Genomic DNA, 26,157 nt, shown 5'->3' with positions numbered 1-26,157 from the left:
AGATATGACAGACATTTTCAACCGCAAGCCCGAGACCAGCGCCTTCTTCGCCCGCGATCACCGGTGGCACCCGCCTGGGCTTACACCCGGTTACAAGACCTCCGTGCTGCGCTCTCCGCATAAGGCCCTGCTGTCGCTCGATGGCACGGTATCGGAAATCACCGGCCCGGTCTTTGGCCATTCGATCCTCGGCGAACTGGACAACGACCTGATCCACAATTTCGCGAAATCCGGCGAAAGCGCCATCGGCGAGCGCATCATCGTGCATGGACGGCTGCTGGACGAACGGGGGCAGCCCGTACCCGGCGCGCTTCTGGAATTCTGGCAGGCCAATGCCGGCGGGCGTTATCGCCACAAGAAGGAGACCTATCTTGCGCCGCTCGATCCGAATTTCGGCGGCTGCGGGCGCACCATCACCGATGCGGACGGACATTACGCGTTCCGCACCGTCAAGCCCGGCCCCTACCCTTGGCCGAACGGCGTCAACGACTGGCGCCCGGCGCATATCCATTTCTCCGTTTTCGGCCACGGCTTTGCCCAGCGGCTGATTACGCAGATGTATTTCGAGGGTGACCCGATGATCTGGAAATGTCCCATCGTTCAGACAATCCCGGACAAGGCGGCGATCGAGCAGTTGGTCGCGGCCCTCGACTGGGGCAACACGATCCCGATGGATGCGCGCGCCTACAAGTTCGACATCGTGCTGCGCGGCCGCCGCTCGACGCTGTTCGAAAACCGCATGGAGGGCAATTGATGGTTCAGTCGCTCGGATATCTCAAGGAAAGCGCCTCGCAGACGGCGGGCCCTTATGTCCATATCGGCCTGACACCAAATTTCTGCGGGATCGGCGGCGTTTACGAGATCGATCTCGGCGCCACCATGGTCACCGAGAAAACCCTCGGCCGGCGCATCGCCATCACCGGCCGTGTGCTCGACGGCACCGGCACGCCGCTGAAGGATGCACTGCTCGAAATCTGGCAGGCGGATGCCGCCGGCTTCTACAACAGCCCGTCGGAACTGCGCGGCAGCGCTGACCCTAACTTTGCCGGCTGGGGTCGCTGTCCCACCGACAGTGAAACCGGAGAATACCGCTTCGAGACCGTCAAGCCCGGTCGCGTACCGTTCAGGGACGGTCGATTGATGGCGCCGCATATCTCGTTCTGGATCGTCGCCCGCGGCATCAATCTCGGCCTCAATACGCGCATGTATTTCGGCGATGAAGAGGCCGCCAATACGGAAGACCCGGTGCTTGCCCGCATCGAACACCGCATCCGCATGCCGACGCTGATCGCGGCTGCCGACGGCGACAATTACCGTTTCGACATTCACCTCCAGGGTGACAAGGAAACCGTATTCTTCGATATTTAGACGCGACGCATGGCAATGGCCTATAATGGGTGCTCTGCCCGGCATGGTTTCTCAGGCTCGCGTTGAGAATCCACCGTCGTTCGCCGTACCCATCCGAGGACCCCATGACGGTATCCCCCTTCGACCATCCCTACCTCTCCGGCCTTCTCGGCGACGAGGAAGTGGCCTCGCTGTTCTCCGCCGCTGCGGAGCTGGAAGCCATGCTCGCTTTCGAAGTGGCGCTGGCCAAGGCGGAGGCGACAGTGGGCGTCATCCCGGCCGATGCCGCAGCGGAAATCGCAAAGGCCGCCCATCGCTTCTCGCCGGACATGACGAGCCTGCGGGCGGCCGCCGCGCGCGACGGCGTCGTCGTACCGGACCTCGTTCGCCAGTTGCGAGCCGCCGTCGGCGAGCCGCATGGCCGACATGTACATGTCGGCGCGACCAGTCAGGACGTCATCGACACCGGCCTGATGCTGCGGCTTGCGCGCATGGCGCCCGTTCTGCGCGGGCGGCTTCGCGCACTGGCGACGACCTTCGATTCCCTCGCCGTCACATTCGGCAATCGGGTGATGATGGGCCGCACGCGCATGCAGGCGGCAATACCGATCACCGTCGCCGACCGTCTCGCCTCCTGGCAGGCCCCCCTGATACATCATGCCGACCGCCTGGATGCCTTTGCGCAGGAGGGACTGGCTGTGCAGTTTGGCGGCGCGGCCGGAACACTGGAAAAACTTGGCGACAAGGCAACCGCCGTGCGCGCCGTCCTCGCCCGCGAACTTGGCCTTGCCGACACGCCGCAATGGCACAGCCAGCGTGCACGTATCGGAGAGTTCTCCGGCCTGCTGGCCGGCATCACCGGCAGTCTTGGCAAGATCGGGCAGGATATCGCGCTGATGGCCGATCGCGGCGAGGAGATCGTCCTTGCCGGCGGCGGCGCCTCGTCCGCGATGCCGCACAAGCAGAACCCCGTCGCCGCAGAAGTGCTGGTCTCGCTTGCCCGCTTCAATGCCGCGCAGCTTGGCGGGATCGCCCAGGCCGCTGTGCATGAACAGGAGCGTTCCGGCGCGGCCTGGACACTCGAATGGCTCATCCTGCCGCAGATGGTGGTCGCGACGGGTGCCTCTTTGCGCCTTGCCGGCGATCTCCTGGCGTCGATCCGTCAGCTTGGCTTGACCACCGACGAAATCCAATAACCTCGTGGTTATGATATGAGCTTACATTTTCATTTTACATCACTTTTCTATCTGCCAATCTGACAAAGGTCTATTTGCCATTCGCAAAGTGTCTGGCTGGTCGCGCGACCGGTCTTCAGGGAGGAAATCATGAAGAAACTTGCGATCGCCGCATTCGCGGCTGCGCTTCTGGGCGGCGTTGCCCATGCCGATACCATCAAGGTCGGCGTCGTCGGGCCGTTCTCCGGTCCCTTCGCGCTGCAGGGCAAGAATTTCAAGGCCGGTATCGACGCCTATATGGCGCTGAACGGCAATACGGTCGGCGACGACACGATCGAGATCATCTACCGCGACATCCCGACAGCCGATCCAGCGCAGTCGAAGGCGCTGTCGCAGGAACTGGTCGTCAAGGAAGGCGTGCAATATCTCGCCGGCTTCTACTTCACCCCGGATGCAATGGCCGCCACGCCTCTGCTCGAACAAGCGAATGTGCCCATGGTGGTGATGAACGCCGCCACCTCGGCCATCGTCACCAAGAGCCCCTATGTGGTGCGCACATCGTTCACGACATGGCAGACGTCGACGCCAATTGCCAAGGTTGCCTTCGACGGCGGCACCAAGAAGGTCATTTCCGTGGTCAGCGACTACGGTCCCGGCGTCGATGCCGAAGCCGCCTTCAAGACCGGCTTCGAGAAGGCGGGCGGTGCAGTGGTCGAGGCGATCCGCATTCCGCTGCAGACCAACGACTTCTCGCCGATCATGCAGCGCATCAAGGATTCCGGCGCCGAAGGCGTCTTTGCCTTTCTGCCGTCCGGCCCGACGACGCTCGGTTTCGTCAAGGCCTTCAACGAGAACGGCCTTAAGGACGGCGGCATCAAATTTTTCGCTCCCGGCGACCTCACCCAGGAATCCGACTTGCCGGCGCTGGGCGGCGCAGCACTTGGCCTGACCACCACCTTCCACTATGCCGTCTCGCACGACAGCGCCGAGAACAAGAAATTTGTCGAGGCTGCCGCCAAGGCGATCGGCAATCCGGCCGAACTCTCCTTCCCTGCGGTCGGCGCCTATGACGGCATGCATGTCATCTACAAGATGATCGAGGCGACGGGCGGCGAGCAGGATGCCGCCAAGGCCGTCGAGGCCGTGAAGGGCCTGTCCTGGGAAAGCCCGCGCGGGCCGGTGACCATCGATCCCGAAAGCCGCCATATCACGCAGAACATCTATCTGCGCGAAGTCGCAAAAGCGGAGGACGGGACCTACTACAACAAGGAAATCCAGACGTTTGAAAAGCAGGGCGACCCGGGGTTGGCAGCTGGGAAGTAAGGTCGCTTGCATTCGGAGCGTTGCCCCTCACCCTGGCCCTCTCCCCGCAAGCGGGGAGAGGGGACGTGCCCCGCACAAATGGATACAGGGTTTGGCAAGACGCGTGCCAAGCATCTCCTTCGCCCCGCTTGCGGGGAGAAGGTGGCCGGCAGGCCGGATGAGGGGCAAATGCGACGCGGCGTGGCAATAGCGGCAACATCGGGATAACGACATGCAAACGGTCTTCAGCATCGGTGTCGATGCGCTTGCTTACGGCATGGTGCTGTTCGTCATCTCCATCGGTCTTTCGGTTACAATGGGGCTGATGCGGGTCGTCAACCTTGCCCACGGCGCCTTCGCGATGATCGGAGGTTATATCGCCTCCTATGCGGCCCGTGACCTTGGGCTTGCCTATGCCGTCGCCGTCATGCTCGCGGTCGCCGGCACGATCCTCATCGCCATTCCCATCGAGCGCCTGCTCTATCGCCGCATCTACGGCCAGCCGGAGCTGACGCAGGTTCTGATGACCATCGGCATCACCTTCTGCATCATCGGCATCGCCAACTATGTCTTCGGCCCGACGCTGAAAACCATCCCGACACCGGAGGCATTGCGCGAACCCGTCAGCCTCGGCTTCCGCACCGTCTCGGCGCACCGGCTCTTCGTCATCGGCTGCGGGGCGACCGTGGCCCTCGGCCTGTGGTATTTCATCGAGCGCACCGCCTTCGGTGTGAAGCTGCGCGCCAGCGTCGACAATGCCGCGATGGCCGCCGCGCTTGGCGTGAAGACCGAGGTGGTCTATGCCGTGAGCTTCGCCGTCGCTGTCGGCCTTGCCGCGTTCGGCGGCGTGGTCGGTGCCGAACTGCTGCCGATCGAGCCCTATTATGCGCTTCGCTATATGGTGACATTCCTCGTCGTCGTTTCGGTCGGCGGCGCGGGATCCATTCCCGGCGCGCTTGCCGCCTGCCTGCTGCTCGGCGCCATCGACACGACTGGACGTTATCTCATGCCGGAATTCGGCGAGTTCTTCTTCTATCTCGCAGTCATCGCCATCGTCTGGATTTTCCCGCGCGGCCTTGCAGGGAGGGCGAATTGATGGCGCTGCTGACGACGTCCCTTTCCACCACCGGCGACCGTCGCGCCCGGCTGACACGCGACGCCATCGGCGTGCTGGTCATCCTCGCCTTGGCCGTCATTGGCTACTTCCTCTTTCCGAACAATCTAGCACTTCTCACCCGCATCATCGCGATCGCGCTGCTGGTGCTCTCGCTCGATCTCGTCACCGGCTATTGCGGCGTCGCGACCCTTGGCCATGCGGCACTGTTCGGTGCCGGCGCCTATGGCGCGGGCATCGCGGCTGCGCATTTCGGTATTACCGATCCGATCGCCATGCTCTCTGTCGGCATCGTCGCGGGCGCGCTTGCCGGCCTCGTGACCGGTGCCGTCGTGCTTCGCGCCCACGGCCTGCCGCAGCTCGTGCTGTCCATCGCCATCGTGCACCTCGCGCACGAAGCCGCCAACAAGGCGTCCGGCTGGACCGGCGGCAGCGACGGCCTCTCCGGCATCACGCCCGATGCGGTCTTTGGCCTCTGGCAATTCGATCTGTGGGGCCGCACGGCCTATGTTTTCGGCATCGTGCTGCTCGCCGTCGCCTTCGTCATCCTGCGCCAGATCGTGCGCTCGCCCTTCGGCATGCTGTGCCGCGGCATCAAGCAGGATGCGGTGCGCGTGCGCGCCATGGGCGGTTCGGTGCACGGCACGCTGATCCGGATGTATGTGATATCGGGCGCCGTCGCCGGCGCGGGTGGCGCGCTCAATGCCATCTCGACCCAGGTTGTCGGCCTCGACAGCCTGTCCTTCACGATGTCGGCCGAAGCGCTCGTCATGCTGGTCCTCGGCGGCACCGGTTCGCTCTACGGCGCGCTGATCGGCACGATCTCGTTCATGTGGTTCGAGGATGTCGTCTCGGCGGCCAACCCGTTCCACTGGCTCACCATCGTCGGCGCGCTGCTGGTCGCCGTCGTGCTCTTCGCGCCGAAGGGACTGTACGGCTCACTGGCGGCCTATTTTGAACGTCGCGGAAGGAAGGCCCCATGACCGCAATCTTCGACGTCCGGAATCTGAGGAAAACGTTCGGCGGCCTTGTCGTCACCAGCGATGTTTCGCTGTCCATGGCACCGGGCGACCGTGTCGCGCTTATCGGCCCGAACGGCGCCGGCAAGACCACCTTCGTCAACCTCGTCACCGGCAATATCCTGCCGGATTCCGGAAGTGTTATACTCGGCGGCCAGGACGTGACACGACTTGGCCCGACCGAGCGCGTGCGTCGCGGCCTCGTGCGCTCCTTCCAGGTTACGCGGCTGTTTTCCGAGATGACGCCAGAGGAGCATGTGGCGCTCGCCATCCTGCAGCGCGAAGGCCGGTCGGGACGCATGTTCGCGAGCCATCGCGCGATGCCGGATGTCACGGACGAAGTGCACGCCTTGCTGGCCAAGCTCGGTATCGCGCATCTTGCCGGCCACTTGATCAGCGAGATCGCTTACGGCCAGCAGCGCCTGCTCGAACTGGCCATGGCGCTCGCCCTGAAACCGAAGGTGTTGTTGCTCGACGAGCCCGCCGCCGGCGTGCCGCAGAGCGACACGGCGCGCATCGAACAGGCGATCGCCGACCTGCCGGCCGATCTCGCGGTGCTGATGATCGAGCACGACATGGACCTCGTCTTCCGCTTTGCAAGGCGTGTCGTCGTGCTCGCTGCGGGCGAAATCATCTTTGACGGATCGCCGGATGCCGTCACCAGGGACGCCCGCGTCCGCCAGGCCTATCTCGGGAGCTATGCCGATGCCCGCAGCGTCGCTTGAAATTTCAGGCCTGTCCGCAGGCTATGGCCCCACACGCGTCCTGGAGGACATATCGTTCTCGGCTCTCGCCGGCCGGCGCCTTGCGGTGCTCGGCCGCAACGGCATGGGCAAGTCGACGCTGTTTGCAACGCTCGCCGGCCAGACGAAGCGCTATGGCGGCGAGATCCGTCTCGGCGGTCAGCCGATCGAAAGCATCGACAGTTCGTCGCGCGCGCTGAAGGGGCTCGGCTATGTGCCGCAGTCACGCGATGTCTTCCCGACCCTGACGGTGGAGGAAAACCTCTTTGTCGGCCTGAAGGCACGGCCGCGCGCGGCCATCGAGGAGGCCTATGCGATGTTTCCCCGTCTCAAGGAGCGGCGAAAAAATCTCGGCTCGCAACTGTCCGGTGGCGAGCAGCAGATGCTGACGACGGCGCGCACCATTCTCGGCCGGCCTTCCGTGCTGCTGCTCGACGAGCCGCTGGAAGGGCTTGCACCCGTCATCTGCGAGGAACTGATGGCGGCCTTCGGCACGCTTGCAGCTTCCGGCGCGATGACAATCCTGCTCGTCGAGCAGCGCATCCAGAGCGCGCTCGATTTCGCCGAAGAGGTCATCATCCTCGAGCGTGGACGTATCGCCTGGAGCGGCACGCCCGCCGCGCTGTCAGCGGATCGGGATGCAGTGGAAACCCTGCTCGGCGTTGGCGGCCTGCACTGACGGGAGGACTTGCAGCTACAGCCCGAAATCCGATTTCATATCGAGTTGCGCAACGTGCCGACTGACAGCGCATGCTCGACCCCGGCATGGATATGGTGGCGCAGCAGCAGTATCGCGGTTGCGATATCACGGCCCAGCGCAGCCTCTTTCAACGCCCGATGCTCAGGGCGCGAGGCCGAGGGGCGGAAGGCCAGCGCGATCATCTGATAACGCAGATACTTGTCGAAAACGTCGGCGTGGGTCTGCATCAGCACGCGTGACCCGCAGGCCGAGATCAGCATCTGGTGGAAAGACCAGTCGCTGCGGCGCCATGCGTTGATATCAGAAGTGTCCCCCGCCTCCAGCCGTTCCTCATGGCTGTCGAGCTTGTGATGCGCGGCGATGACCGCCGCCTCCCAGTCGAGCGTTCCCGCTTCAAAAGAGCGGGCAAGGGCGTGTTCCTCGAGCAGCAATCTTAATGCGGCGATCTCGCGCAGGCCAGCTTCCGAGATGGGAGCAACTTCGAAACCACGCTGTCCTTCGGCACGCACGAAACCATCGGCGGCGAGCCGGCTCAGCGCCTCGCGCAACGTGCTCGTGCCCGCGCTGTAGCCATCGCGCAAGCCCTCAAGCTTCAGCTTTTGCCCCGGCTTCAGCCGCCCCATGATGATATCGGCCCGGAGGCTTTGGTACACAGTCTCGCCGAAGGGCTGTCCAACGTCCGTCATCTCGTTCATCGACTTCCCTCCGCCAACAGCCCGTGTTCGACGGTATAATCAATGCACGCGCCGATATGGCGCGCGAGCAGCGTCTGGGCGCGTGGAATGTCGCGCCGGAGGGCACAGTCAAGCAGTTCGTGATGCTCTCCGGCCGCGACCGACCCCCGGAACATGACCAGCAGCACCTGGTATCTGAGGAAGCGATCGAAAATCCGGTCATGCGTGGCCAGCAGTTCCTGCGAACCGCAGGCAGCGATCAGCGCGACATGGAACTCGCGATCGTAACGCTTCCAGATTTCCGAGACCGAACGGTCGCCGGCCAGCATCTTCTCTTCCATCCGGGACAGCTTGTGATGCGCAGCAACGACGCCTGCCTCCCATTCGATGTCTCCGGATGTGAAGGAGGCTTCGACGGCATGGCATTCGAGCAGGATGCGCATGTCCGAGATTTCACGAAGATCGCGGGCCGAGATCGGTGCGACCTCGAAACCCTTCTGCGTTTCGAAACGGATCAGTCCCTCTGAGACGAGCCGCAACAGCACTTCTCGCAGGGTGGCGACGCTCACGGCATAGAGGCCGCGCAATTGTTCCAGGCGCAGTTTACGCCCAGGTTCCAGCCGGCCGAAGATGATGTCGCTCCGAAGCCGGTGATAGATCTGGTCCCCGATCGTGTCGGGCAGTTGCAATGCGACAGTCATAAAAGCCTCTCCTGGAACGCATTTGAACCGAACCGCCGGTCACGCGCAAGCCGTCTGGTCAAACGCAAATCATATGTTAAAACAAAAAATATCATATGAATATGTAATCCGATGTTGATTTTGAGTTTGCCAGATGTCAGTCTCGCTGTTGGAGAGGCGGCAAGGAGGAATGTCGTCATCATCAACGGGAGGAGAAATTATGGCTGCCAGACTTACCCGGCGCAGTGTCGTCGCCCTCGGTTCCGCCGCATTGGCCGCACCATTCCTGCTGCGCACCGCGCAGGCTCAGGAGCCTTTGCATATCCGGTTCTCGGCCGTCTTTTCGGAACAGGACATACGCGCCGAGATGATGAAGAAATTCGTCGAGGGCATCGGTGCAGGCTTCCGATATGAAGGCTTCTACGGTGGCGTTCTGTTCAAGCAGGGCACCGAACTCGTCGCGCTTCAGCGCGGCAATCTCGAGATGAGCAATATCGCCCCGCAGGATGTTTCCAAGCAGGTTCCGGCCTGGTCGATCCTGACCTCGGGCTATCTGTTCCGTGACTCGGCCCACATGACCAAGTTCTTCGCGAGCGACGCGGGTGCCCAGATGAAGAAATTGGCCGAGGACCAGCTCAGCATCAAGATCCTTGGGCCGACCTTCTATGGCACTCGCCAGGTCGGCCTCAATACGACGAAGAAGGTTAGCGTTCCCGCCGATCTGGCCGGCGTCAAGCTGCGCATGCCGGGCGGCGAAGCCTGGCAGTTCCTCGGCACGGCGCTCGGTGCCAACCCGACTCCGATGGCCTATGCCGAAGTCTATACCGGCCTGCAGACTGGCGCGATCGACGGTCAGGATAACCCGCTGCCCAACGTCCAGAACATGAAGTTCTTCGAGGTGATGAAGCAGATCGTGCTCACGTCGCATCTCGTCGCGTTCGACCTGCTCACCCTGTCGAAGAAGGTCTGGGACGGCCTCTCGCCCGAGCAGCAGAAGACGGTGCAGGCCGCCGCCGACGCCGCGATCGAGTGGAGTACCGCCGAGCACGTCAAGCAGGAAGAGACCCTGGCTGCCGGCTTCAAGGAAAAGGGCCTCGACGTCTATGCACCCGACCTCGAAGCCTTCCGCGCCCATGTTCAGAAAGCCTATGCCGAATCCGCGCTGGCCAAGGATTGGCCGGCCGGCATGGCCGAGCGTATCGCGGCTCTCTGATCCATCCTGCGGCCCGCGCATTCCGCGGGCCGCATTCCTGTCCGGCTGCCTCGGGAAAGCCCATGACGAATTTCAGACTTCTCGGTTGGCTGAGGCGGCGCGCGGAAGACGTGTCGGTGCTGTTGCTGCTGGCCATGTTCATCGTCTTCATGATCCAGATCGTGTCGCGTTACGTTTTCAACCTTCCGATCGGCTGGACGCATGAGATCAGCGTCGTGCTGTGGATCTGGCTCGTGTTGTTCGGTGCATCTTTCATCGTCCGCGATTCCGAGGAAATGCGGTTCGACCTGATCTATGCCTCGGTCGGAGACCGGGCGCGAAGGGTGATGGCGTTGATGACTGCGGCGGTCCTCGTCATTCTCTTCGCGCTCGGCCTGCCGGCGGCCTATGATTATGTCACCTTCATGAAGGTCGAAAAGACGGCCTATCTCGGCATCCGTTTCGACTGGCTCTATGCCATCTACATCGTCTTCGCCATCGCCATGATCGCCCGCCATCTCTGGATCGGCTGGACCGCGATCTTCGGGCGTGCGCCGGAGGCCTATGATCCCACCAAGGCGAGTTCGGGCGTATGAATCTCACCAGTCCATTTTCGATCGCCATCGTGGTGATCACCGCGCTTGCGCTGCTGGGAATGCCGATCGGTCTTTCGATGATCTGTGGCTCCATCCTCTACCTCTGGATGGCCGGCATGGACATGGGGACGGTCGCCGAGCAGTTTCTCAACGGCATGTATTCCAACTACATCATCCTGGCGGTACCGCTCTTCATCTTCGCCGCCGAGATCATGAATTCCGGTTCCATGACCGAGCGCTTGCTACGCTTCTGCAATGTGCTGGTCGGCCGCTTTCGCGGCGGCTTGGCACAGGTCAACGTGCTGCAAAGCCTGATCTTTGCCGGCATGTCCGGTTCTGCAATCGCCGATGCGGCGGGCTCCGGCCGCATGATGCAGACCATGATGACGCATGAGAACCGATACACACCGAGTTACGCCGCGGCACTGACGGCCGTGACGTCGGTCATCGGTCCGATCCTGCCGCCATCGATCCCAATGGTGATCTACGCGCTCGTCTCGGATGCCTCGATCGGCTATCTCTTCCTCGGCGGCGTCGTGCCGGGCCTGATCATGACGGCCATGCAGATGCTCCAGGTCGGCTGGGATGCGCGCCGCAAGAATTTCCCCGTCGAGGAGCCGGTGCCGCTCAAGGATATCCCGCTCATCACCTGGCGGGCCATTCCGACGCTTTTGATGCCGGTCATCCTGCTCGGCTGTATCTATACCGGCGTGACCACACCGACCGAAGCCGCGGCCCTTGCCGCCGCCTATGCCGTGATCGTCTCGACCGTCTTCTACCGCAGCCTCGGCTGGCGCGAGGGCTACGGCGCGCTGCTCATCAGCGCCAAGACCTCGGCCTCGATCGGCATGATGATCGGTGGTGCGCTTGTGTTCAACTATGTCGTCACGATCGAGAACCTGCCGGAATCACTACGCGCGATCCTGACCGGTTGGGATCTCAACTGGTGGCAATTCCTGCTGCTGGTCAATGCCATCCTGCTGCTGCTCGGCTGCGTGCTGGAAGGGACGGCGGTGCTCCTGATCATCGTGCCGGTCTTCATCCCGACGGCGCAGGCACTCGGCATCGACCTCGTCCATTTCGGCGTGGTGGTCGTGGTCAACATCATGCTCGGGCTGGTGACGCCGCCCTATGGCCTGCTGCTCTTCATCATGACCAACATTTCCGGCTCGCCGATGCGCAGCATCATCCGGGATTGCATGCCCTTCCTCGCATGGATGGTGCTGTGTCTCGCACTGATCACCTTCTTCCCCGAACTCGTGCTGTGGCTGCCGCGCCTGGCCGGCTATGGCGGCTGACGGAAACGGACGTACTCATGACCATCTACATCCTCAACGGCCCGAACCTGAACCGCCTCGGCAAGCGCGAGCCGGAGATCTATGGCGCGACAACGCTCGCCGAGATCGAGACCTGGAGCCGGCAGGCCGCCAGCGGCCATCCGGTCGAATTCCGCCAGTCCAATGCCGAGTATCAGCTTGTCGACTGGATCCACGAGGCGATCGATGCCCCGGCTGCGGGCATCATCATCAATCCGGCCGGTCTCAGCTTTATCTCGATCCCGATCCTTGACGCACTGAAAATGTTTCCGCGCCCGATCATAGAGCTTCACATCTCCAATATTCACCGTCGCGAGGATATCTATCAGAAATCCCTGATGTCGCGGGCAGCGACCGCCGTCATTGCCGGCCTCGGCGCCCGTGGCTATCCCGTCGCCGTGCGAGCCATGCTCGACATGGTGAATGAGGGGTGACCGGCCAATGTCGCAGCCGCGCAAGATAAGGGTCGGGTTGATCGGCGCCGGGATCGGGCAGTCGAAATCGCCGATGCTGCACGAAACGGAAGCCACGGCACAGGGGTTTGAACTCTCCTACGACCTGATTGACCTCGATGCACGTGGGCTGGAGCCATCCGCACTTCCAGCGCTTCTTGCAGAGGCGGAAGCCGCGGGTTTCAATGGGGTCAACATCACCCATCCCTGCAAGCGGCAGGTCGTTCCCCTGCTTGACGATCTTTCCGAGGACGCCCGCCAACTCGGCGCGGTCAATACAGTTGTCTTCACTGGGGGGCGACGGATCGGCCACAACACCGATTGGTCCGGCTTCATGGAGAGCTTTCGTCGGGGCCTGCCCGACGCAGCCATCGACACCGTGTTGCAACTCGGCGCAGGTGGCGCGGGCGCTGCCGTGGCGCATGCCGCACTCCGCATGGGTGTCGACCGGCTGCTGATCAGTGACGTCAACGTCCCCCAGGCCGAAGCGCTGATGCAATCCCTCAATCGCCGCGCGGGCCGGGATTTCGCCATGGCGACGACGGATCTTGCCAAGGCAATGGGCGCGGCACACGGCCTGATCAACGCGACGCCGATCGGCATGGACGCGCATCCCGGTCTTCCGCTCGATCCCACGCTGTTGGCTCAGCACCACTGGGTCGCGGACATCGTCTATTTCCCGATCGAAACCGCCCTGCTCTCGCTGGCGCGATCGCGCGGTTGCCGCGTGCTCGACGGCGGCGGCATGGCGGTGTTCCAGGCGGCCGGGGCTTTCCGGCTGTTCACCGGTCGCGAGCCGGACGCCGAGCGCATGCTTGCCACGCTCCGCGCGACGCTCGGGGCAAAGGTGCCATAGAATCTTCGAAGGAGGTCCCGATGAAGACGTCGATTGCAACCGTGTCGATCAGCGGCGAACTGGACGAAAAGCTCGCGGCCATCGCCGCGGCGGGTTTCGATGGCGTCGAGATTTTCGAAAACGATTTGCTGGTCTATGACGCAAGTCCGCGCGAGGTTGGTCAGATGGTGCGTGACCAGGGGTTGGAAGTCACCCTCTTCCAGCCATTCCGTGATTTCGAGGGCATGCCCGAGGCACAACGCAGCCGTGCTTTCGAACGAGCCGAACGAAAATTCGATGTCATGCAGGAACTCGGCGCCGAGCTAGTTCTTGTCTGTTCGAACGTTTCCCCGGCATCCCTGGGCGGCATTGATCGTGCGGCGGCGGATTTCCACGAGCTTGGGGAACGGGCTGCCAAACGCGGGCTGCGCATCGGTTATGAAGCGCTGGCCTGGGGGCGATGCGTCAATGACCATCGAGATGCCTGGGAGGTGGTTCGCCGCGCCGACCACGCCAATGTCGGCCTGATCCTCGACAGTTTCCACACCTTGGCCCGCAAGATCGATGTCGGGTCGATCCGTGCTATCCCCAGCGACAAGATTTTCTTCGTCCAGCTTGCCGACGCGCCGCTGATCGACATGGACCTGCTCTATTGGAGCCGGCATTATCGCAACATGCCGGGCGAAGGCGACCTTCCCGTCACGGACTTCACCCGCGCGGTGGCCGCGACCGGCTATGACGGATATTTCTCGTTGGAGATCTTCAACGACCAGTTCCGCGCGGGCTCGCCACGCCAGATCGCGCAGGATGGCTATCGTTCACTGATCCATCTCGGCGACCAGGTTCGCCGCCGTGAGCCGGATGCCCGTATCGCGCTCCCCGACATGCCGGATCGCATCGCCGTGGACAAGGTCGCTTTCATCGAGTTTGCCACGGATGGCCCGGAGACAAACGAGATCACCGGGCTTCTCGAAACCATGGGCTTCATTCCCGCCGGCCGTCATCGCAGCAAGTCCGTGACGGTGTACCAGCAAGGCGAGATCCGCATCGTCGTCAATACCGAGACGGCTGGCTATGCCGGCGCGTCCTATAATTTCCATGGCACGACAGCCTATGCCGTCGGGCTTCAGGTATCGGATGCGTGTGGCGCGGTTTCGCGTGCACTCGGTCTCGGCGCAGGCGCCTTTACCCAGCCTCCCGGTCCGGGCGAAACGGCGATGCCGGCAATTTATGGTCCCGGCGGCAGCCTCCTTTATTTTCTCGATGCCAGTCCTTCGCTATCGCGGATTTGGGAGACCGAGTTCGAACCCGTCGATCCCGTCCATCCTGTCACCCCGGCCGGGCTCCACAGCATCGACCACATCGCCCAGACCGTCGAATATGGAGAATTGCCGACGGCCGTGCTGTTCTACACGTCCCTCCTCGCCATCGAGAAAACCCCGGTCTTCGACGTGATCGACCCGGCCGGGATGGTGCGCAGCCAGGTCGTAGCCGCCCCCGCAGGCGGCTTGCGCATGACGTTGAACGGCGCGGAGAACCGCCGCACGCTCGCCGGTCACTTCATTGCCGAGAATTTCGGCCCCGCCATCCAGCATATCGCCTTCCAGACGGAGGACATCTTCGCAACGGCCGCTGCGCTGGCCAGGAACGGCTTTAGAACCCTGAAAATCAGCCGCAACTATTATGACGATATCGAGGCCCGCTTCGGTCTCGACGCCGAATTCACCGACAGTCTTCAAGCAGCCGACATCCTGTATGACCGGGACGAGCATGGAGAATATTTCCAGCTCTACAGCGCCGTTTATGGAGAGGGTTTTTTCTTCGAGATCGTCGAACGGCGCGGCTACCGTGGCTATGGCGCCGCCAACGCGATCTTTCGCATCGCGGCCCAAAAGCGACAGATCAGACCGGACGGCATGCCGGCCGTATCGAAAGTCAGTCGCGAATGAACGTTCAATCTTGGTGGAGGGAATGCTCAGATAAACGGAAATTATGAGACCTGTGCGCGGGTGCCTTTACTGGCGCGATGATTTATGATTCCCTCAATTTAACAATGGATTGAGGTCTTGGATGTCAGGTCGGGGCATTGGTCAGGAAAAGTTCGGTTTTGCCGTTGATCGCGGCGGCAGTCTTCGTTGGATGAGCTTAGCAAGCTGATTGATTGGGGATCTGTCGATCGTGCGCTTGGCGTGGTTTCCTGCTCTGCCAAGGGCGAGCCGGCCTGGCCGCCTCTGGCCTTGTTCAAGGCGATGCTGCTGTCGATCTGGTACGATTTGTCCGACGTCAAGCTTGCCGATGCGCTGGATGACCGAGGGTCGTTCCGGCGGTTCTGCGGGTTCTCGATCTCCGAGGCAACGCCAGAGCGAACGGCTTTCGTGCGGTTTCGCAAAGCCCTTGTGGCTGATGGCTTGGACAAGTCCCTGTTCGATGAGATCACCCACCAGCTCAAGGCCAAGGCAATCCAGGTGAAAACCGGCACGCTTGTCGATGCGACCATCATCGCTTCGTTCAATAAGGATGACGAAGAGGGACATTGGGTCAAGCATAAGGGGCGCCCGGCAGTTGATGGCTTCAAGGCCCATGTCGGTGCTGATGCGGATACAGCCCTTGTCGAGGAGATCGCCGTAACTCCAGCCAACGTAAACGATGGCAAGGCTGGCCCCGATGCCCTGCCCGACAATCCTGGCGAGGTGTTTGCCGACAGCGCCTATCGCGGCAATCATTTCGGTGACGCGGTGCGCGCCAAAGGTGGAACCCCACGCATCGTTGCCACCGGCATGTGGGGACGGGACGAAGCAGAAACACAGGCACGTCTTGAAGTCTACAATCAACCGATCCACCGCATTCGTGGGCGGATCGAAAAGATCTTTGGGACTTGGAAACGAAGCTACGGCCTTCGCCGGATGCGAGGGCGAGGGCTTGCCAAGGCAGGCGTTCAAATCGCCTCACCGCCATCGCCTATAATATGAAACGGAGTTTGAAGATCATCGCTATGGCCGCATAGCACTCAAAAAACACCACCGGCGCTCACACGAGAGCCGCCAGGGCCAAAGCCGATAACGCCGCGCCGATATCTTCACATCTTCTCCCGTGAAGCCGAATAGATCAAGGAGAACCAAGGCAATGGAGCTACCGCGCACAGGTCTCATAAGGGTTGTTGGTTATGCGCAGTCTCTCATCGATGGGGTGCTTGATCTTCTGGAACGGGCGGTTCGCCGCAGCCCAACACGATCTCATGGCGGGCCGCGAGTGACGCGTTTGACGGCGCGGAAACGCAAAAAGCCCCACAGTGGGGCTTTTTGGAAGGATTGGTTGCGGGGGCCTGAACGCACAGAGACTTGTAAATTCAGCCAGTTTACAGCCAGATTGCCAGAAATCATTTCCGCTTTTTAACATCGAAGCCCGCTTCGCGCTGTTACGACACTGGCCTCCACGCGTTGACGAAGGAAGTGTCTCGACACAAATTAGGTGCTCCAAAGCTGATGTGTGTATCCCTGAAAGCTGCCATTCATTGTCCCGTAGAGGTGCAAGCTGCGCCCCGTCGCGCAGATCAGTCGGGTTGCAGCTTGATCTTGTGCGTGATGTCTTCCACTTGAAACAGCCGGCACCACTCTACTTCGAAATCATCGATGTTGAAAATCGCGACATTGTAGCCGTCTTCGCCGAACGCGCTTTTGTACGCCACGCCGTCGTAACCGAGGGAGCGGAACAATTCCGCGAGAATCTGTGTGGGAGCGTACTCCGCTGCGTCGTCGGACCGATCTGCCGGCGCTGAAAATGCCCTGTCGATATCCGACCAGACGGCCCTCTCCATCTCCGCGCGATCTGGCTCTTTGAAGTATATGAAGTGGTTTTTGACGAGAACGCTGCAATCGATCAGTTTCAATTCGCGCAAGCATTTCAGAGCGGCAACTGTCACGTAAGCGCCGATCGCAGGCCTGACTTCCGATACTGCCGTGGCGTCGTTTGTCGCCATATAGAGACAAGGTATCCCGCGGGGGTTTACGCGCCCGTCGCCGGCCCGATCACGTAAAGGCATCATGCGGGCATTGTCGGCCGCACACTCGATATCGTCGATGTAGATTTCTTGATCGTCCTCGCCGGTTTGATAAATCGGCCTCAGGCCATGTGCCACTTGGGCGCGCCTCAGCTGCCTGCCCACGTTGACAATACTCTCTCGGGTATAACACGTCGCAGCGACGGCTTGCAGAAATGCATCCGTCTCCGGCGACCGAATGAAACGACGTGACTTCACCACCTCACGTCGGAAATGATGGTAATCACGGTGCGACTTGAAAGTCGGAGCCAAACTCTCTTCCATCACGACTTCAATCCTCAAAATCGACAATCACCAAGCTAGAACTAGCCGCTCAAACTCGCCTGGGACCTGCTCCAGCTGGTTTCCCCGGATATCCGGTGTGAGGCCTGACCGGTCTTTCCAGATGGCGAAACCATAGTAGGGAACGCCAATTCCGGCGGCTCAATGAGCGAGGCCGAGTCCGGCAAAATCGCCGTTACTGCGTCACGAAGCCTCGCCCATTCGGTTGTCTGCTTCTGCTTGAGCGGCAGCCTTAGCAGCTTCCTCAGCCGCTTTGGCAGCCTTTTCCGTCTCGTACTTTTCAGCAACGACATATGGAGGCCAATCGAGCGTTTTCGGCTTCTTTGGTTCACCGAATGAATGCCGGGAGTACAGCGCTTTGTGACCCACGGGTTCGAGTAGCATTTCGGGCGGAAGATTGTCGAAAAGTTCGTATTCGTGGATGTAAATCCAGTAATTCATACCATTCTTATTGAGCGCCGTGTAGAACAGCATCACCAACTCATAATCAGAAAGCTGAGCACGAAGGAGCTTTACGTATCGGAGCTTGTCGTCAATTCCCTGATAATCGTAGACAAAGCGCAAGACGTTGTAGAGGTACCGATAGTAATGAGCGAGGTCTTGTTGCCTCTTCTCCCAAAACTCATCATAGGCCGCCTGAAGGCGCTTTCTCTCATTCTGACCAGTCGCGGAATTATAGGCATCAGTGTAGTTGGTGTAGAACTGTTTGAAACAGTCGCGCCCTTTTGTTTCTCTTGGCTGCGCCTTCTCCGAAATGATGCCTAAGTTGCTCTCGCGGCCGCTGTAGAAAAGGTCAATCGAGTTCACAATGGTATTGTGTAGAGTGAGCATCTGAAAAAACGTAGTCTCGAAATTCTGTCGATCCAGCGACCTATGCTGGTCTTCCAATGCTCTCGCTGAAGCCGCCAGCTCTTTCCGCGTTTCGGCCAACTCCTTCTGTTGCAGCACGATTGTGATAAGCAGCGCCATGAAGGTGAGGAAGGTCAGGATAGGATTCAGTGTGCCGCCGATGAAATCCCCGAACGTACCACCACCCTGACCGACGCCCACCAAGGCGACGATGATGGCGGCGAGCAGTATAATTACGCAGAACGCACCGGCGATCAGAAAAAGGTGATAAAGGTTGGCCTTCGAATTCTCATTTGCGGGTTCAAGGAAGACCTCAAAGCGCTTCCGCAGCCACCAATAGATTGGTGTCAACGCAGCTTTCGTCCACTTCCAGCCAGCAAGGCACCAGGCTTTCAAAGTCTCTGCATTCATTCTGCCCCCTCAGTCATCCCCACGCACTGTTCTTTCCCACGCCATATCTTCTTCTTCTTCTTCGTCGCCGTCATCATCGTCGTTACCGGTTTCTCCCGAGTAAGCCGGCATAGGAACCCGCCAAGAGAACGCACTTGCTGATTTGAAGAACTGCTCGCTTTCCAAATAAGCTTTCGCTTCCGGCCGCAACGATACCTCCATCAGATGCTCGATGATCTCGCCGCATTTGTCTTCCTGAGAGATCATCGTGAACATTGCCCATGGGAAAATGTCATTCATGGCCTCGTAGATGTCCGGCGACCGATATCGAAACTCGGCGGTATCGTAAGGCTCGCCGTGATGATCATCGAAGTATATGTCCAGCCTCCGAAAATTGACGTGCTTATTGATCCATTCCTCCCATTTGAAGAACACGGTGTTTTCAGCGATATCGCACATCAGATATTCGTCGGCTGCAAAGGCCTGGCGCAACCGTGACTCCTCATCGGTCGGTCGGACATTCGAAAATATACTCACACTGTGGTCATCAAGCTTGTTTGCGGAAGGGATGATTAAGGTGAAGCCGGCCTTGGTCCATGTGCATAGATGCTCTTCAACCCTCTGAAAAATCATAAGTCGAGTTTCGGGGTCAACGAGAACTAGGAACACCGGAATCGGGTAGCCGGTCCAGTATGAATAATGCTTGTGCGAACCACGATAGATGTAATCGCTACCGTGTTTCTCAAAATAGGATTTTCCAGTCTTTATCTGGAGCGCGATAAGCTTGATTTCACCCTTTTCGTGGATTTCAACGGTGGCATCAACGCCCTTGTCCGACTCTGGCTGACGACGGAAAATCAACCCATGCTCAAGGAAAAAGGTCTCTACCAGTGAGACCCCTACCCGCCCTTTGAGGTCGGTATCTAAATCCGCCTTTCTTGCCAACGGTTGCCCCCGAATGTTCGACCACCAATGCATAGGCTTTTGGCGGTTAGATTGCGAGAGGTCAGTTGATTGTGCACGCATTATGCGAACTGGAAAACCTCCCACGAGAAACAATCGATCTGCAGTACGCAGCTTTTACTGCGGTACCTGCTTTCGCGGTACGTACCCTATGCTGGGGCCAAAAGCGGAAATGATTTCCACTTTACACCATCATTGTTTCCAGCCGCCGTTTCCGTTTCTCCCAATCAGGCATTACGCGTCCCAGAAGCGAGAAGAACGCGTTCCCGTGATTGGGCACCTCAATGTGGCACAGTTCGTGGGTGATCACATAGTCGATGGCATCAATCGGAGCGTGGATAAGCCGCCGGTTAAGAAGAAGTCGACCTGCTGGCGACATCGAACCCCAACGCATTTCAAGTTGACGGATTGTCAATCCGGTTGGGCGAAAGGCTTCCGGTTCAGGGAAACGCATCATAGACTCCTCAAGCCGCTCCCGAAGTTTTTGGCGTGCGCAGTCGAGGAACCAGCGTTCCACCAGTTCTCGCGTGGCTTCCGCGTTATTCGGCCGAACGCTCGCGACATTGATATAGCCGCGTGCGAGCTTCACGGTGTCCTTGAGGTCGGCACACCAATTTTGGCTTTCTCGATCTCACGCAACACTTCATCGGAGATTCCCGTTTTGAGAATTTCGGCGACACGAAGATTCGCGAACCGGCTGTCGGCTTGGCAGGTCAATAAAGCGGAAGCCGAAAGGTGCTCTTTGATCATGTCCGCTTAGGGCCGAAAGGTGACTTTCACCTTTGTCGCGAAACTCCCGATTAAAGCGAGACTTGTTTTCCTGACTTGTGCGACCTTGCAGAATAGGGGGTTTTGCGGCAGCCGCAATGTCCGGTGTTGGCGGATACTGTTGAAAAACTAGGCGTTGTCGGCACTGGGTTGTCGTGATTCAATCGTCGTATTGATTTGCGGAGGATTGAGCGATGATGGGATGTCAGACGGCTCCGGCGCAGCTCTTCTACGACTTCTGCCTTGATGATCACGTCCCCTCAGATCACCTGCTGCGGGGGATCGACCGCCATCTCGAGCTCGACGGCGTACGGGCACAGTTGAGGCCTTTCTACAGTACCACTGGTCGCCCCTCGATTGATCCCGAACTGATGATGCGGATGCTGATCATCGGCTATTCCATGGGTATCCGGTCAGAGCGGCGGCTCTGCGAAGAAGTCCACCTTAATCTTGCCTATCGCTGGTTCTGCCGCCTCGGCCTGGATGGCAAGGTGCCCGATCACTCCAGCTTCTCAAAGAACCGACATGGCCGGTTCCGGCAGAGCGACATACTGCGACTTATGTTTGAGACGGTGGTGGAGCGCTGCCTTTCGCAAGGGCTGGTCGGTGCGGAAGGGTTTGCCGTCGATGCCAGCCTGATCGCAGCGGATGCCAACAAGCAGCGCTCGGTACCGGGCGCGGAGTGGGAAGCCAAAGAAGACGCTGGCCGCTCGGTGCAGGAATATCTGGCGGTTCTCGATGATGCGGCTTTCGGTGCGGCGTCGCCAGTGACGCCGAAGTTTATCTCCACGTCAGACCCGGCCGCTCAATGGACGGGCGCTCACAAAGGCCATGCCTTCTTCGCCTATTCCACGAACTATCTGATCGACACAGATCACGGCGTTATCCTGGATGTGGAGGCGACACGGGCAATTCGCCAGGCGGAGGTCGGAGCATCCCGCATGATGCTCGACCGAACGGAGAGCCGCTTCGGCTTGCGTCCTGGTTATCTCGCCGCTGACAGTGCCTATGGTTCTGCAGACAACCTTGCGTGGCTAGTCAAGGAGAAGAAGATCGCGCCGCACATTCCTGTCTTCGACAAGTCCAACAGGACGGATGGCACTCTCTCTCGTTCAGACTTCTCATGGGAGGCCGAGAATGATCGCTACATCTGCCCGGCGGGTAAGGAGCTGAAGCAATTCCACCGAACCTATGCAACACCCAGGTCGGGCATCACTGCCGAAGGGACGCGGCTTTACCGTGCCAGCAAAAAGGACTGTGATCGCTGTGAACTGAAGCCTCGCTGCTGCCCGAACACGCCGATGCGTAAGGTGCCGCGCGATCTCAACGAAGATGCCCGAGACGTTGCACGAGCAATTGCTACGACACCTGGATACGTACAATCGCGCCATCGCCGAAAGAAGGTCGAGATGCTCTTTGCACACCTCAAGCGCATCCTACGGATGGCACGTTTGAGACTTCGAGGACCGCGCGGTGCCCGAGACGAATTCCTCCTTGCAGCAACCGCACAAAACCTCAGGAGGCTGGCCAAACTCAGGCCACGACACGGCGTCATTGCCGCTTGAGAGCGGCAAAAATCGATATCTCGCGCTTCGGCGCGTGGCGGGCCTGCAAACCCACTCTCCCAAAGGCAGAAAAGGGCGGATGAGCAGACAGTCCGGCGAGTTTTTCAACGAAATCGGCGCGTAGCGGCCCGAAGCGGTCATTAACGGGTCGATCTGCTCATGTCTGAAATGAGGTAGAAGAGGACCGGCGGCTTATGGCGATTTAGGCACGAAACCGGACATCAGGGGATGTAGCTAAGCCGGATCACCTGATCATCAATCTGCTCACTGCTGGCCAGACGCAAGGGCGGTCGTGCGGCGGCGAAGAAGGGGGTGCCGTGGCCGAGGACCTCTGGGTGCAGGTAGATGCGATACTCATCGACTAGCCCCAGTTCGGTGAGGCGTTGCGCAAGCTTGGGCCCACCGACTTCGATCTCGCCATGCACCTCTGCCTTGAGCCGGCGCACTTCTGCCTCTAGGTCGGGGCCGAGGATCGTGGTATTGGGCCCGACGTCCTTCAGTGTGCTGGACACCACCCACTTGGGCGCCTTGCGCCATGCCACGGCAAAGGCATGGTGGTCCGCGTCCCAGCCGGGTTGATCTTGGTCCCAATAGCTCATCAGGCCGTAGAGATTGCGGCCATAAAGGCTACCGGCAAGGCGGTCGGTCTGTTCGACAAAATGGCGAAACAGCTTGGGGCTGGGCGGTGTCATCCGATCATGGTCGACATAGCCGTCCAGCGACTGGTTCATGCCAAAGAAAAGCTTGGCCAACATGCGCCTCCTCGATGTTGGCAGACACGACGTCTCACCAAGTTTAATTTCTCCAAAACTGTGGTAGCAGTGGGTGCTGTGCGACAACCACCTCTATTTTGCAAGCAGTTCGGGCCACACAATGAAATCTCGACGCTCAGGATGTCCGATCAATCTTACCCTCGAGACCTTTGGAGATCGCTGGAGCCTGATCATCCTGCGTGACGCAATGTTCGGCGGTCGCCGCCGTAGCTTCCGATCATTCCTGAGCGAGAGCACGGAAGGCATAGCATCCAACATCCTGTCCGACCGTCTGCAGCGGCTTACTGCCAGCGGACTGCTCACACGCGCTGCCGATCCCGGCCACAAGCAGAGAATTTTTTACAGCCTGACGGAAAGCGCCATCGAACTGGTGCCCCTGATGGCCTTCATGGGAAGCTGGGGGATCAGGCACGCCCTGCCTTCATTCGAGCTCTCAGAGCGGGCACAGGTTCTCGAGGATGGTGGGCCGCAGCTTTGGGACGAGTTCATGGACGAGTTGCGGCACATCCATCTGGGTTCGCCTGCACCTGTTGTCTCCGCTCTAGCGAAGATGCAGGCGGCATATGAGGCCTCCATTTCCGCTTAAAGCAGCGACGGCTTTCAAGCGACGCGATTCCATCATCGAATGACCGAGAAGGGGTCGAAACAGTTCCTTCATCAACGCGGGGGACTACGTGCGGTTTTGGCGCAGTGGCGACCACCGGCTCTCGCAGGTGGTCTGGATTCTACAATTCGATCTGCTCTGCAATCCTTAGCGCGTCATCCACCTCGACGCCGAGGTATCGCACGGTGCTTTCGAGCTTGGTGTGACCGAGCAAGATTTGCACCGCACGGAGATTGCCTGTTTTCTTGTAAATCTGCGCCGCTTTGGTTCTTCTCATGGAGTGCGTTCCATAGGCATTGGTTTCCAAGCCGATAGAAGCGACCCATCGATGAACTATTCGGGCGTACTGCCTTGTCGACAAATGCTGTGAGGTTTTCCGGCGGCTCGGGAACAGATAGCTGCTGCCCTTCCTTCGCACGAATGGAAACCACGCCGCGATTGCGCTCTTCGTTTGTTCGGTAACCTCAAATTGCACAGGCCGCTTCGTCTTCTTCTGAATGATAGTTGCTCGGTCCCGGATCGAACTACCAGACCACAAATCCTCGACCCTCAGCCTGACTAGATCGCAAGCACGGAGCTTGCTATCGATGGCGAGGTTGAAAAGCGCCAACTCTCGAACCGCCCCACTCATTTCAAGTCTGACGCGGATCGACCAGACGTTCTTCGGCTGAAGCGGACGCTTTTGACCGACCAGAATGCCTTTATTCCACGGGTAGCGGGTGCGCTGTACGGCGGTGTCCATGACCAAGTCTCCGCCACACCTCCCTCCTCGTCGCCCGCGATAGGCACGCCGTCCAAGATATCATAGTTCGTCGCTACTCGGCCCTAAGCGGACAGACGGTATGTGCGCAAGGGTAATACAACGGGATTATCGTCCTTCTATTTTTTGCTGCAGTATCATCCGTGTACCTTCTTTCCTTCGTCGTCCCGCCTTGCCAAGTAGCGGTGACGTAGCGTTTTGAAGGATTGAAATCGATGAACCAGACAGTTTCCAATGTGAAGTCACGAAACATTCTCGTGCTCGGGGCCGGGGAACTCGGCATGCCCGTCCTTCGCAATCTGGCCCGTCGCGCCAAGGGCATTGAAGACGCAAAGATAAGCGTTCTGCTTCGCGCCAGTGCGATGAAATCAGACTCGATAGCCAAACAGCGCGACGCCACCGAAATACGCGACTTGGATATCGAGATCGTCACAGGTGATCTGGTCAATAGCTCAATCGATGAACTCGCATCTCTGTTTTCACAGTACGATACCGTGATTGGCTGCGCTGGCTACGCGGCGGGGATTAATACACCGATGAAGTTGGCCAAGGCGGCGTTGCAGTCCGGTATTCCGCGCTATTTCCCCTGGCAGTTTGGTGTCGATTTCGAGGCGATTGGCCGAGGCGGTCCGCAGGACATCTTCGACGCTCAACTCGATGTGCGTGAACTCCTTCGCTCCCAGAGCAAGACGGAATGGGTCATCATCTCCACCGGGATGTTCATGAGTTATCTTTTCGAACCAGAATTCGGCGTCGTTGATCTGGAAAAGAACGCAGTTCACGCTCTTGGGAGCTCCGATACCGCTGTCACGCTGACGACGCCCGACGACATCGGCGTGCTCACCGCTGAAATCGTTTTCTACGAGCCGACCATCAGCAACGAGATCGTCTTCCTGGCGGGCGACACCGTCACCTATGGCGAGCTTGCCGACAAGCTGGAGGCGGGTTTGAACCGGCCCTTCAACCGGTCCGAATGGACTGTTCCCGTCCTTATGGAGGAACTGAGAGATGACCCCCAAAACATGATGCGCAAGTACCGCGCAGCCTTTGGTATTGGGCGAGGAATGGCATGGGACAAGGCAGGCACGTTCAACACGCGCGAAGGCATCAAGGTGACGGATGTGTCCGATTGGATCAACGCGAACCTGAGCGGGAAGTAACATGGCCTCTGAGATGCCAAATCGATAGACGATAATAAACGGTGAGCGCGGTATACCCGCGCTCACGATAAGAGTTGATCCGCAGCAATTCATTACGCGGTCGAACACAGTGCCGACATCAGTGGAGCGGCGACATGTCTCGATTGTTAAAACGTCTGCCAGGAGGGCTTTTCTGGGGGACGCGAATCAAAATCCTCGCGCGACTTTCGAAACTGCTCGGAATTCTCCACGACCCACGTCCACAACGGGATCATACGAATGAGAAGACCCATTCCCCGTTCTGTCAGTTCGTATTCCACCCGAGGCGGCATCTCAACGAGATCGTGACGCGTGACGAGACCATCTCTTTCGAGTTGGCGTAGCGTGCGAGTGAGCATCCGCTGCGTTACGCCGTGCATACGTTTTCCGATATCTGCGTGCCGAAGCCTACCATAGACACCGAGGGTGTGTATGACGCCGAGCGACCACCTGCTTCCCGCGTGGGTGAGAACCTCGCGTCTCACCCCATCGTCGTCCTCACGAAGACCATCGCAAACCGCTTGGGAATAGCTAAGAATTTCTTCTCTGGTCATTGCTCTTGCCTCCGGTGTTCCTGCCTTTCGTATTAACAACCTTCCGAGGGCATTTCACCTTTCTCTCCTGCGTTGGAACGTTCATAAAATTTGGCAGGGATATCCGCGTCGTTGGTGTTGCCGATGGCCGAGGACGTCCGCTGTTGGCGCTTCTGCGTCATGCCGCCTGTCGGCCCTACGCAGAGACCGCCGAGAAGAGCAGCGTACCTAAACCCGATCAAGGATGTCAGGAGGTTGACAGGAAATTTGTGACGGCCGCCAAAGCTAAG

Annotated in this window: 28 protein-coding genes; 18 read left to right on the top strand and 10 right to left on the bottom strand. The window is 59.6% G+C overall.

Annotated features, from left to right (window positions below):
* Positions 1–4 precede the first annotated feature (4 nt).
* From pcaH to ACST81_RS07385, 8 genes are all read left to right on the top strand, one after another.
* The gene (pcaH, locus tag ACST81_RS07420) at positions 5–754 is read left to right on the top strand and encodes a protocatechuate 3,4-dioxygenase subunit beta (protein WP_438752231.1); all 750 of its coding nucleotides are present in this window, start codon (positions 5–7) and stop codon (positions 752–754) included.
* Entirely contained in the window at positions 754–1,368 is a 615-nt protein-coding gene (pcaG, locus tag ACST81_RS07415; protein WP_438752230.1) for a protocatechuate 3,4-dioxygenase subunit alpha, read from the top strand. The genes pcaH and pcaG overlap by 1 nt, the downstream gene beginning before the upstream one ends.
* Positions 1,369–1,472: 104 nt before the next feature.
* Positions 1,473–2,543, top strand: coding sequence for a 3-carboxy-cis,cis-muconate cycloisomerase (locus tag ACST81_RS07410; RefSeq protein ID WP_438752229.1), 1,071 nt, complete (start codon positions 1,473–1,475; stop codon positions 2,541–2,543).
* Positions 2,544–2,672: 129 nt separating this feature from the next.
* The gene (locus tag ACST81_RS07405) at positions 2,673–3,845 is read left to right on the top strand and encodes an ABC transporter substrate-binding protein (protein ID WP_438752227.1); all 1,173 of its coding nucleotides are present in this window, start codon (positions 2,673–2,675) and stop codon (positions 3,843–3,845) included.
* Between the two features lie 211 nt (positions 3,846–4,056).
* Positions 4,057–4,920 (top strand): branched-chain amino acid ABC transporter permease, encoded by an 864-nt coding sequence (locus ACST81_RS07400; RefSeq protein ID WP_438752225.1) that lies wholly within the window; start codon positions 4,057–4,059, stop codon positions 4,918–4,920.
* Complete coding sequence (locus ACST81_RS07395; RefSeq protein WP_438752224.1) at positions 4,920–5,921, top strand: branched-chain amino acid ABC transporter permease; 1,002 nt, start codon at positions 4,920–4,922, stop codon at positions 5,919–5,921. The genes ACST81_RS07400 and ACST81_RS07395 overlap by 1 nt, the downstream gene beginning before the upstream one ends.
* Entirely contained in the window at positions 5,918–6,682 is a 765-nt protein-coding gene (locus tag ACST81_RS07390; protein WP_438752223.1) for an ABC transporter ATP-binding protein, read from the top strand. The genes ACST81_RS07395 and ACST81_RS07390 overlap by 4 nt, the downstream gene beginning before the upstream one ends.
* Complete coding sequence (locus ACST81_RS07385; protein WP_438752221.1) at positions 6,663–7,379, top strand: ABC transporter ATP-binding protein; 717 nt, start codon at positions 6,663–6,665, stop codon at positions 7,377–7,379. Before ACST81_RS07390 ends, ACST81_RS07385 begins: the two co-directional genes overlap by 20 nt.
* Before the next feature lie 35 nt (positions 7,380–7,414).
* On the opposite strand, the gene ACST81_RS07380 is transcribed toward ACST81_RS07385, so the two are convergent.
* Complete coding sequence (locus ACST81_RS07380) at positions 7,415–8,095, bottom strand: GntR family transcriptional regulator (protein ID WP_438752220.1); 681 nt, start codon at positions 8,093–8,095, stop codon at positions 7,415–7,417.
* Positions 8,092–8,775, bottom strand: a complete 684-nt coding sequence (locus ACST81_RS07375; RefSeq protein ID WP_438752218.1) for a GntR family transcriptional regulator — start codon at positions 8,773–8,775, stop codon at positions 8,092–8,094. Before ACST81_RS07375 ends, ACST81_RS07380 begins: the two co-directional genes overlap by 4 nt.
* A gap of 199 nt (positions 8,776–8,974) precedes the next feature.
* Here ACST81_RS07375 and dctP point away from each other — a divergent pair, with 199 nt between their 5' ends.
* From dctP to ACST81_RS07340, 7 genes are all read left to right on the top strand, one after another.
* Positions 8,975–9,967, top strand: a complete 993-nt coding sequence (gene dctP, locus ACST81_RS07370) for a TRAP transporter substrate-binding protein DctP (RefSeq protein WP_438752217.1) — start codon at positions 8,975–8,977, stop codon at positions 9,965–9,967.
* 62 nt (positions 9,968–10,029) lie between these two features.
* On the top strand, positions 10,030–10,542 hold the full coding sequence (locus ACST81_RS07365; protein WP_438752216.1) for a TRAP transporter small permease: 513 nt from the start codon (positions 10,030–10,032) through the stop codon (positions 10,540–10,542).
* Positions 10,539–11,840: a TRAP transporter large permease gene (locus ACST81_RS07360; RefSeq protein ID WP_438752215.1), complete on the top strand. Its 1,302-nt coding sequence runs from the start codon at positions 10,539–10,541 to the stop codon at positions 11,838–11,840. Before ACST81_RS07365 ends, ACST81_RS07360 begins: the two co-directional genes overlap by 4 nt.
* Before the next feature lie 17 nt (positions 11,841–11,857).
* Positions 11,858–12,292 (top strand): type II 3-dehydroquinate dehydratase, encoded by a 435-nt coding sequence (locus tag ACST81_RS07355; RefSeq protein ID WP_438752214.1) that lies wholly within the window; start codon positions 11,858–11,860, stop codon positions 12,290–12,292.
* 7 nt (positions 12,293–12,299) lie between these two features.
* The gene (locus tag ACST81_RS07350) at positions 12,300–13,166 is read left to right on the top strand and encodes a shikimate dehydrogenase (protein ID WP_438752213.1); all 867 of its coding nucleotides are present in this window, start codon (positions 12,300–12,302) and stop codon (positions 13,164–13,166) included.
* Between the two features lie 20 nt (positions 13,167–13,186).
* Entirely contained in the window at positions 13,187–15,094 is a 1,908-nt protein-coding gene (locus tag ACST81_RS07345) for a bifunctional sugar phosphate isomerase/epimerase/4-hydroxyphenylpyruvate dioxygenase family protein (protein ID WP_438752212.1), read from the top strand.
* A 186-nt stretch (positions 15,095–15,280) separates the two neighbouring features.
* A complete protein-coding gene (locus ACST81_RS07340; RefSeq protein WP_438752211.1) occupies positions 15,281–16,114 on the top strand; it encodes an IS5 family transposase in 834 nt (277 codons plus the stop codon).
* Positions 16,115–16,695: 581 nt separating this feature from the next.
* Here the strand turns inward: ACST81_RS07340 and ACST81_RS07335 are convergent.
* From ACST81_RS07335 to ACST81_RS07315, 5 genes are all read right to left on the bottom strand, one after another.
* A complete protein-coding gene (locus tag ACST81_RS07335; RefSeq protein ID WP_438752210.1) occupies positions 16,696–17,466 on the bottom strand; it encodes an RES family NAD+ phosphorylase in 771 nt (256 codons plus the stop codon).
* Positions 17,467–17,667: 201 nt separating this feature from the next.
* Positions 17,668–18,744: a putative phage abortive infection protein gene (locus tag ACST81_RS07330; protein WP_438752209.1), complete on the bottom strand. Its 1,077-nt coding sequence runs from the start codon at positions 18,742–18,744 to the stop codon at positions 17,668–17,670.
* A 9-nt stretch (positions 18,745–18,753) separates the two neighbouring features.
* Entirely contained in the window at positions 18,754–19,668 is a 915-nt protein-coding gene (locus ACST81_RS07325) for a DUF4365 domain-containing protein (RefSeq protein WP_438752208.1), read from the bottom strand.
* A 202-nt stretch (positions 19,669–19,870) separates the two neighbouring features.
* Positions 19,871–20,275 carry a M48 family metallopeptidase gene (locus ACST81_RS07320; protein WP_438752206.1) on the bottom strand — a complete coding sequence of 135 codons (405 nt, stop codon included), beginning with the start codon at positions 20,273–20,275 and terminating at the stop codon, positions 19,871–19,873.
* Positions 20,272–20,436: a hypothetical protein gene (locus ACST81_RS07315; RefSeq protein WP_438752204.1), complete on the bottom strand. Its 165-nt coding sequence runs from the start codon at positions 20,434–20,436 to the stop codon at positions 20,272–20,274. Before ACST81_RS07315 ends, ACST81_RS07320 begins: the two co-directional genes overlap by 4 nt.
* A gap of 212 nt (positions 20,437–20,648) precedes the next feature.
* Between ACST81_RS07315 and ACST81_RS07310 the strand changes: the two genes are divergently transcribed.
* On the top strand, positions 20,649–22,019 hold the full coding sequence (locus ACST81_RS07310; protein WP_438752202.1) for a transposase: 1,371 nt from the start codon (positions 20,649–20,651) through the stop codon (positions 22,017–22,019).
* Positions 22,020–22,240: 221 nt separating this feature from the next.
* On the opposite strand, the gene ACST81_RS07305 is transcribed toward ACST81_RS07310, so the two are convergent.
* Positions 22,241–22,771: a dihydrofolate reductase family protein gene (locus ACST81_RS07305; RefSeq protein WP_438753420.1), complete on the bottom strand. Its 531-nt coding sequence runs from the start codon at positions 22,769–22,771 to the stop codon at positions 22,241–22,243.
* Between the two features lie 121 nt (positions 22,772–22,892).
* Between ACST81_RS07305 and ACST81_RS07300 the strand changes: the two genes are divergently transcribed.
* Positions 22,893–23,378 carry a winged helix-turn-helix transcriptional regulator gene (locus ACST81_RS07300; RefSeq protein WP_438752200.1) on the top strand — a complete coding sequence of 162 codons (486 nt, stop codon included), beginning with the start codon at positions 22,893–22,895 and terminating at the stop codon, positions 23,376–23,378.
* Positions 23,379–23,517: 139 nt separating this feature from the next.
* Here ACST81_RS07300 and ACST81_RS07295 read toward each other — a convergent pair whose 3' ends face one another.
* Entirely contained in the window at positions 23,518–24,138 is a 621-nt protein-coding gene (locus ACST81_RS07295; protein ID WP_438752198.1) for a tyrosine-type recombinase/integrase, read from the bottom strand.
* 233 nt (positions 24,139–24,371) lie between these two features.
* Between ACST81_RS07295 and ACST81_RS07290 the strand changes: the two genes are divergently transcribed.
* On the top strand, positions 24,372–25,316 hold the full coding sequence (locus tag ACST81_RS07290; RefSeq protein WP_438752196.1) for an aromatic alcohol reductase: 945 nt from the start codon (positions 24,372–24,374) through the stop codon (positions 25,314–25,316).
* A 146-nt stretch (positions 25,317–25,462) separates the two neighbouring features.
* On the opposite strand, the gene ACST81_RS07285 is transcribed toward ACST81_RS07290, so the two are convergent.
* Positions 25,463–25,888 (bottom strand): winged helix-turn-helix transcriptional regulator, encoded by a 426-nt coding sequence (locus ACST81_RS07285; RefSeq protein WP_438752194.1) that lies wholly within the window; start codon positions 25,886–25,888, stop codon positions 25,463–25,465.
* Positions 25,889–26,157 lie beyond the last annotated feature (269 nt).

It is taken from the genome of Pararhizobium sp. O133 (assembly GCF_051669845.1).
Lineage (GTDB): Bacteria > Pseudomonadota > Alphaproteobacteria > Rhizobiales > Rhizobiaceae > Pararhizobium.
Note: the sequence above shows the minus strand (reverse complement) of the source record. Positions and strands in the feature narration are given on the sequence as shown.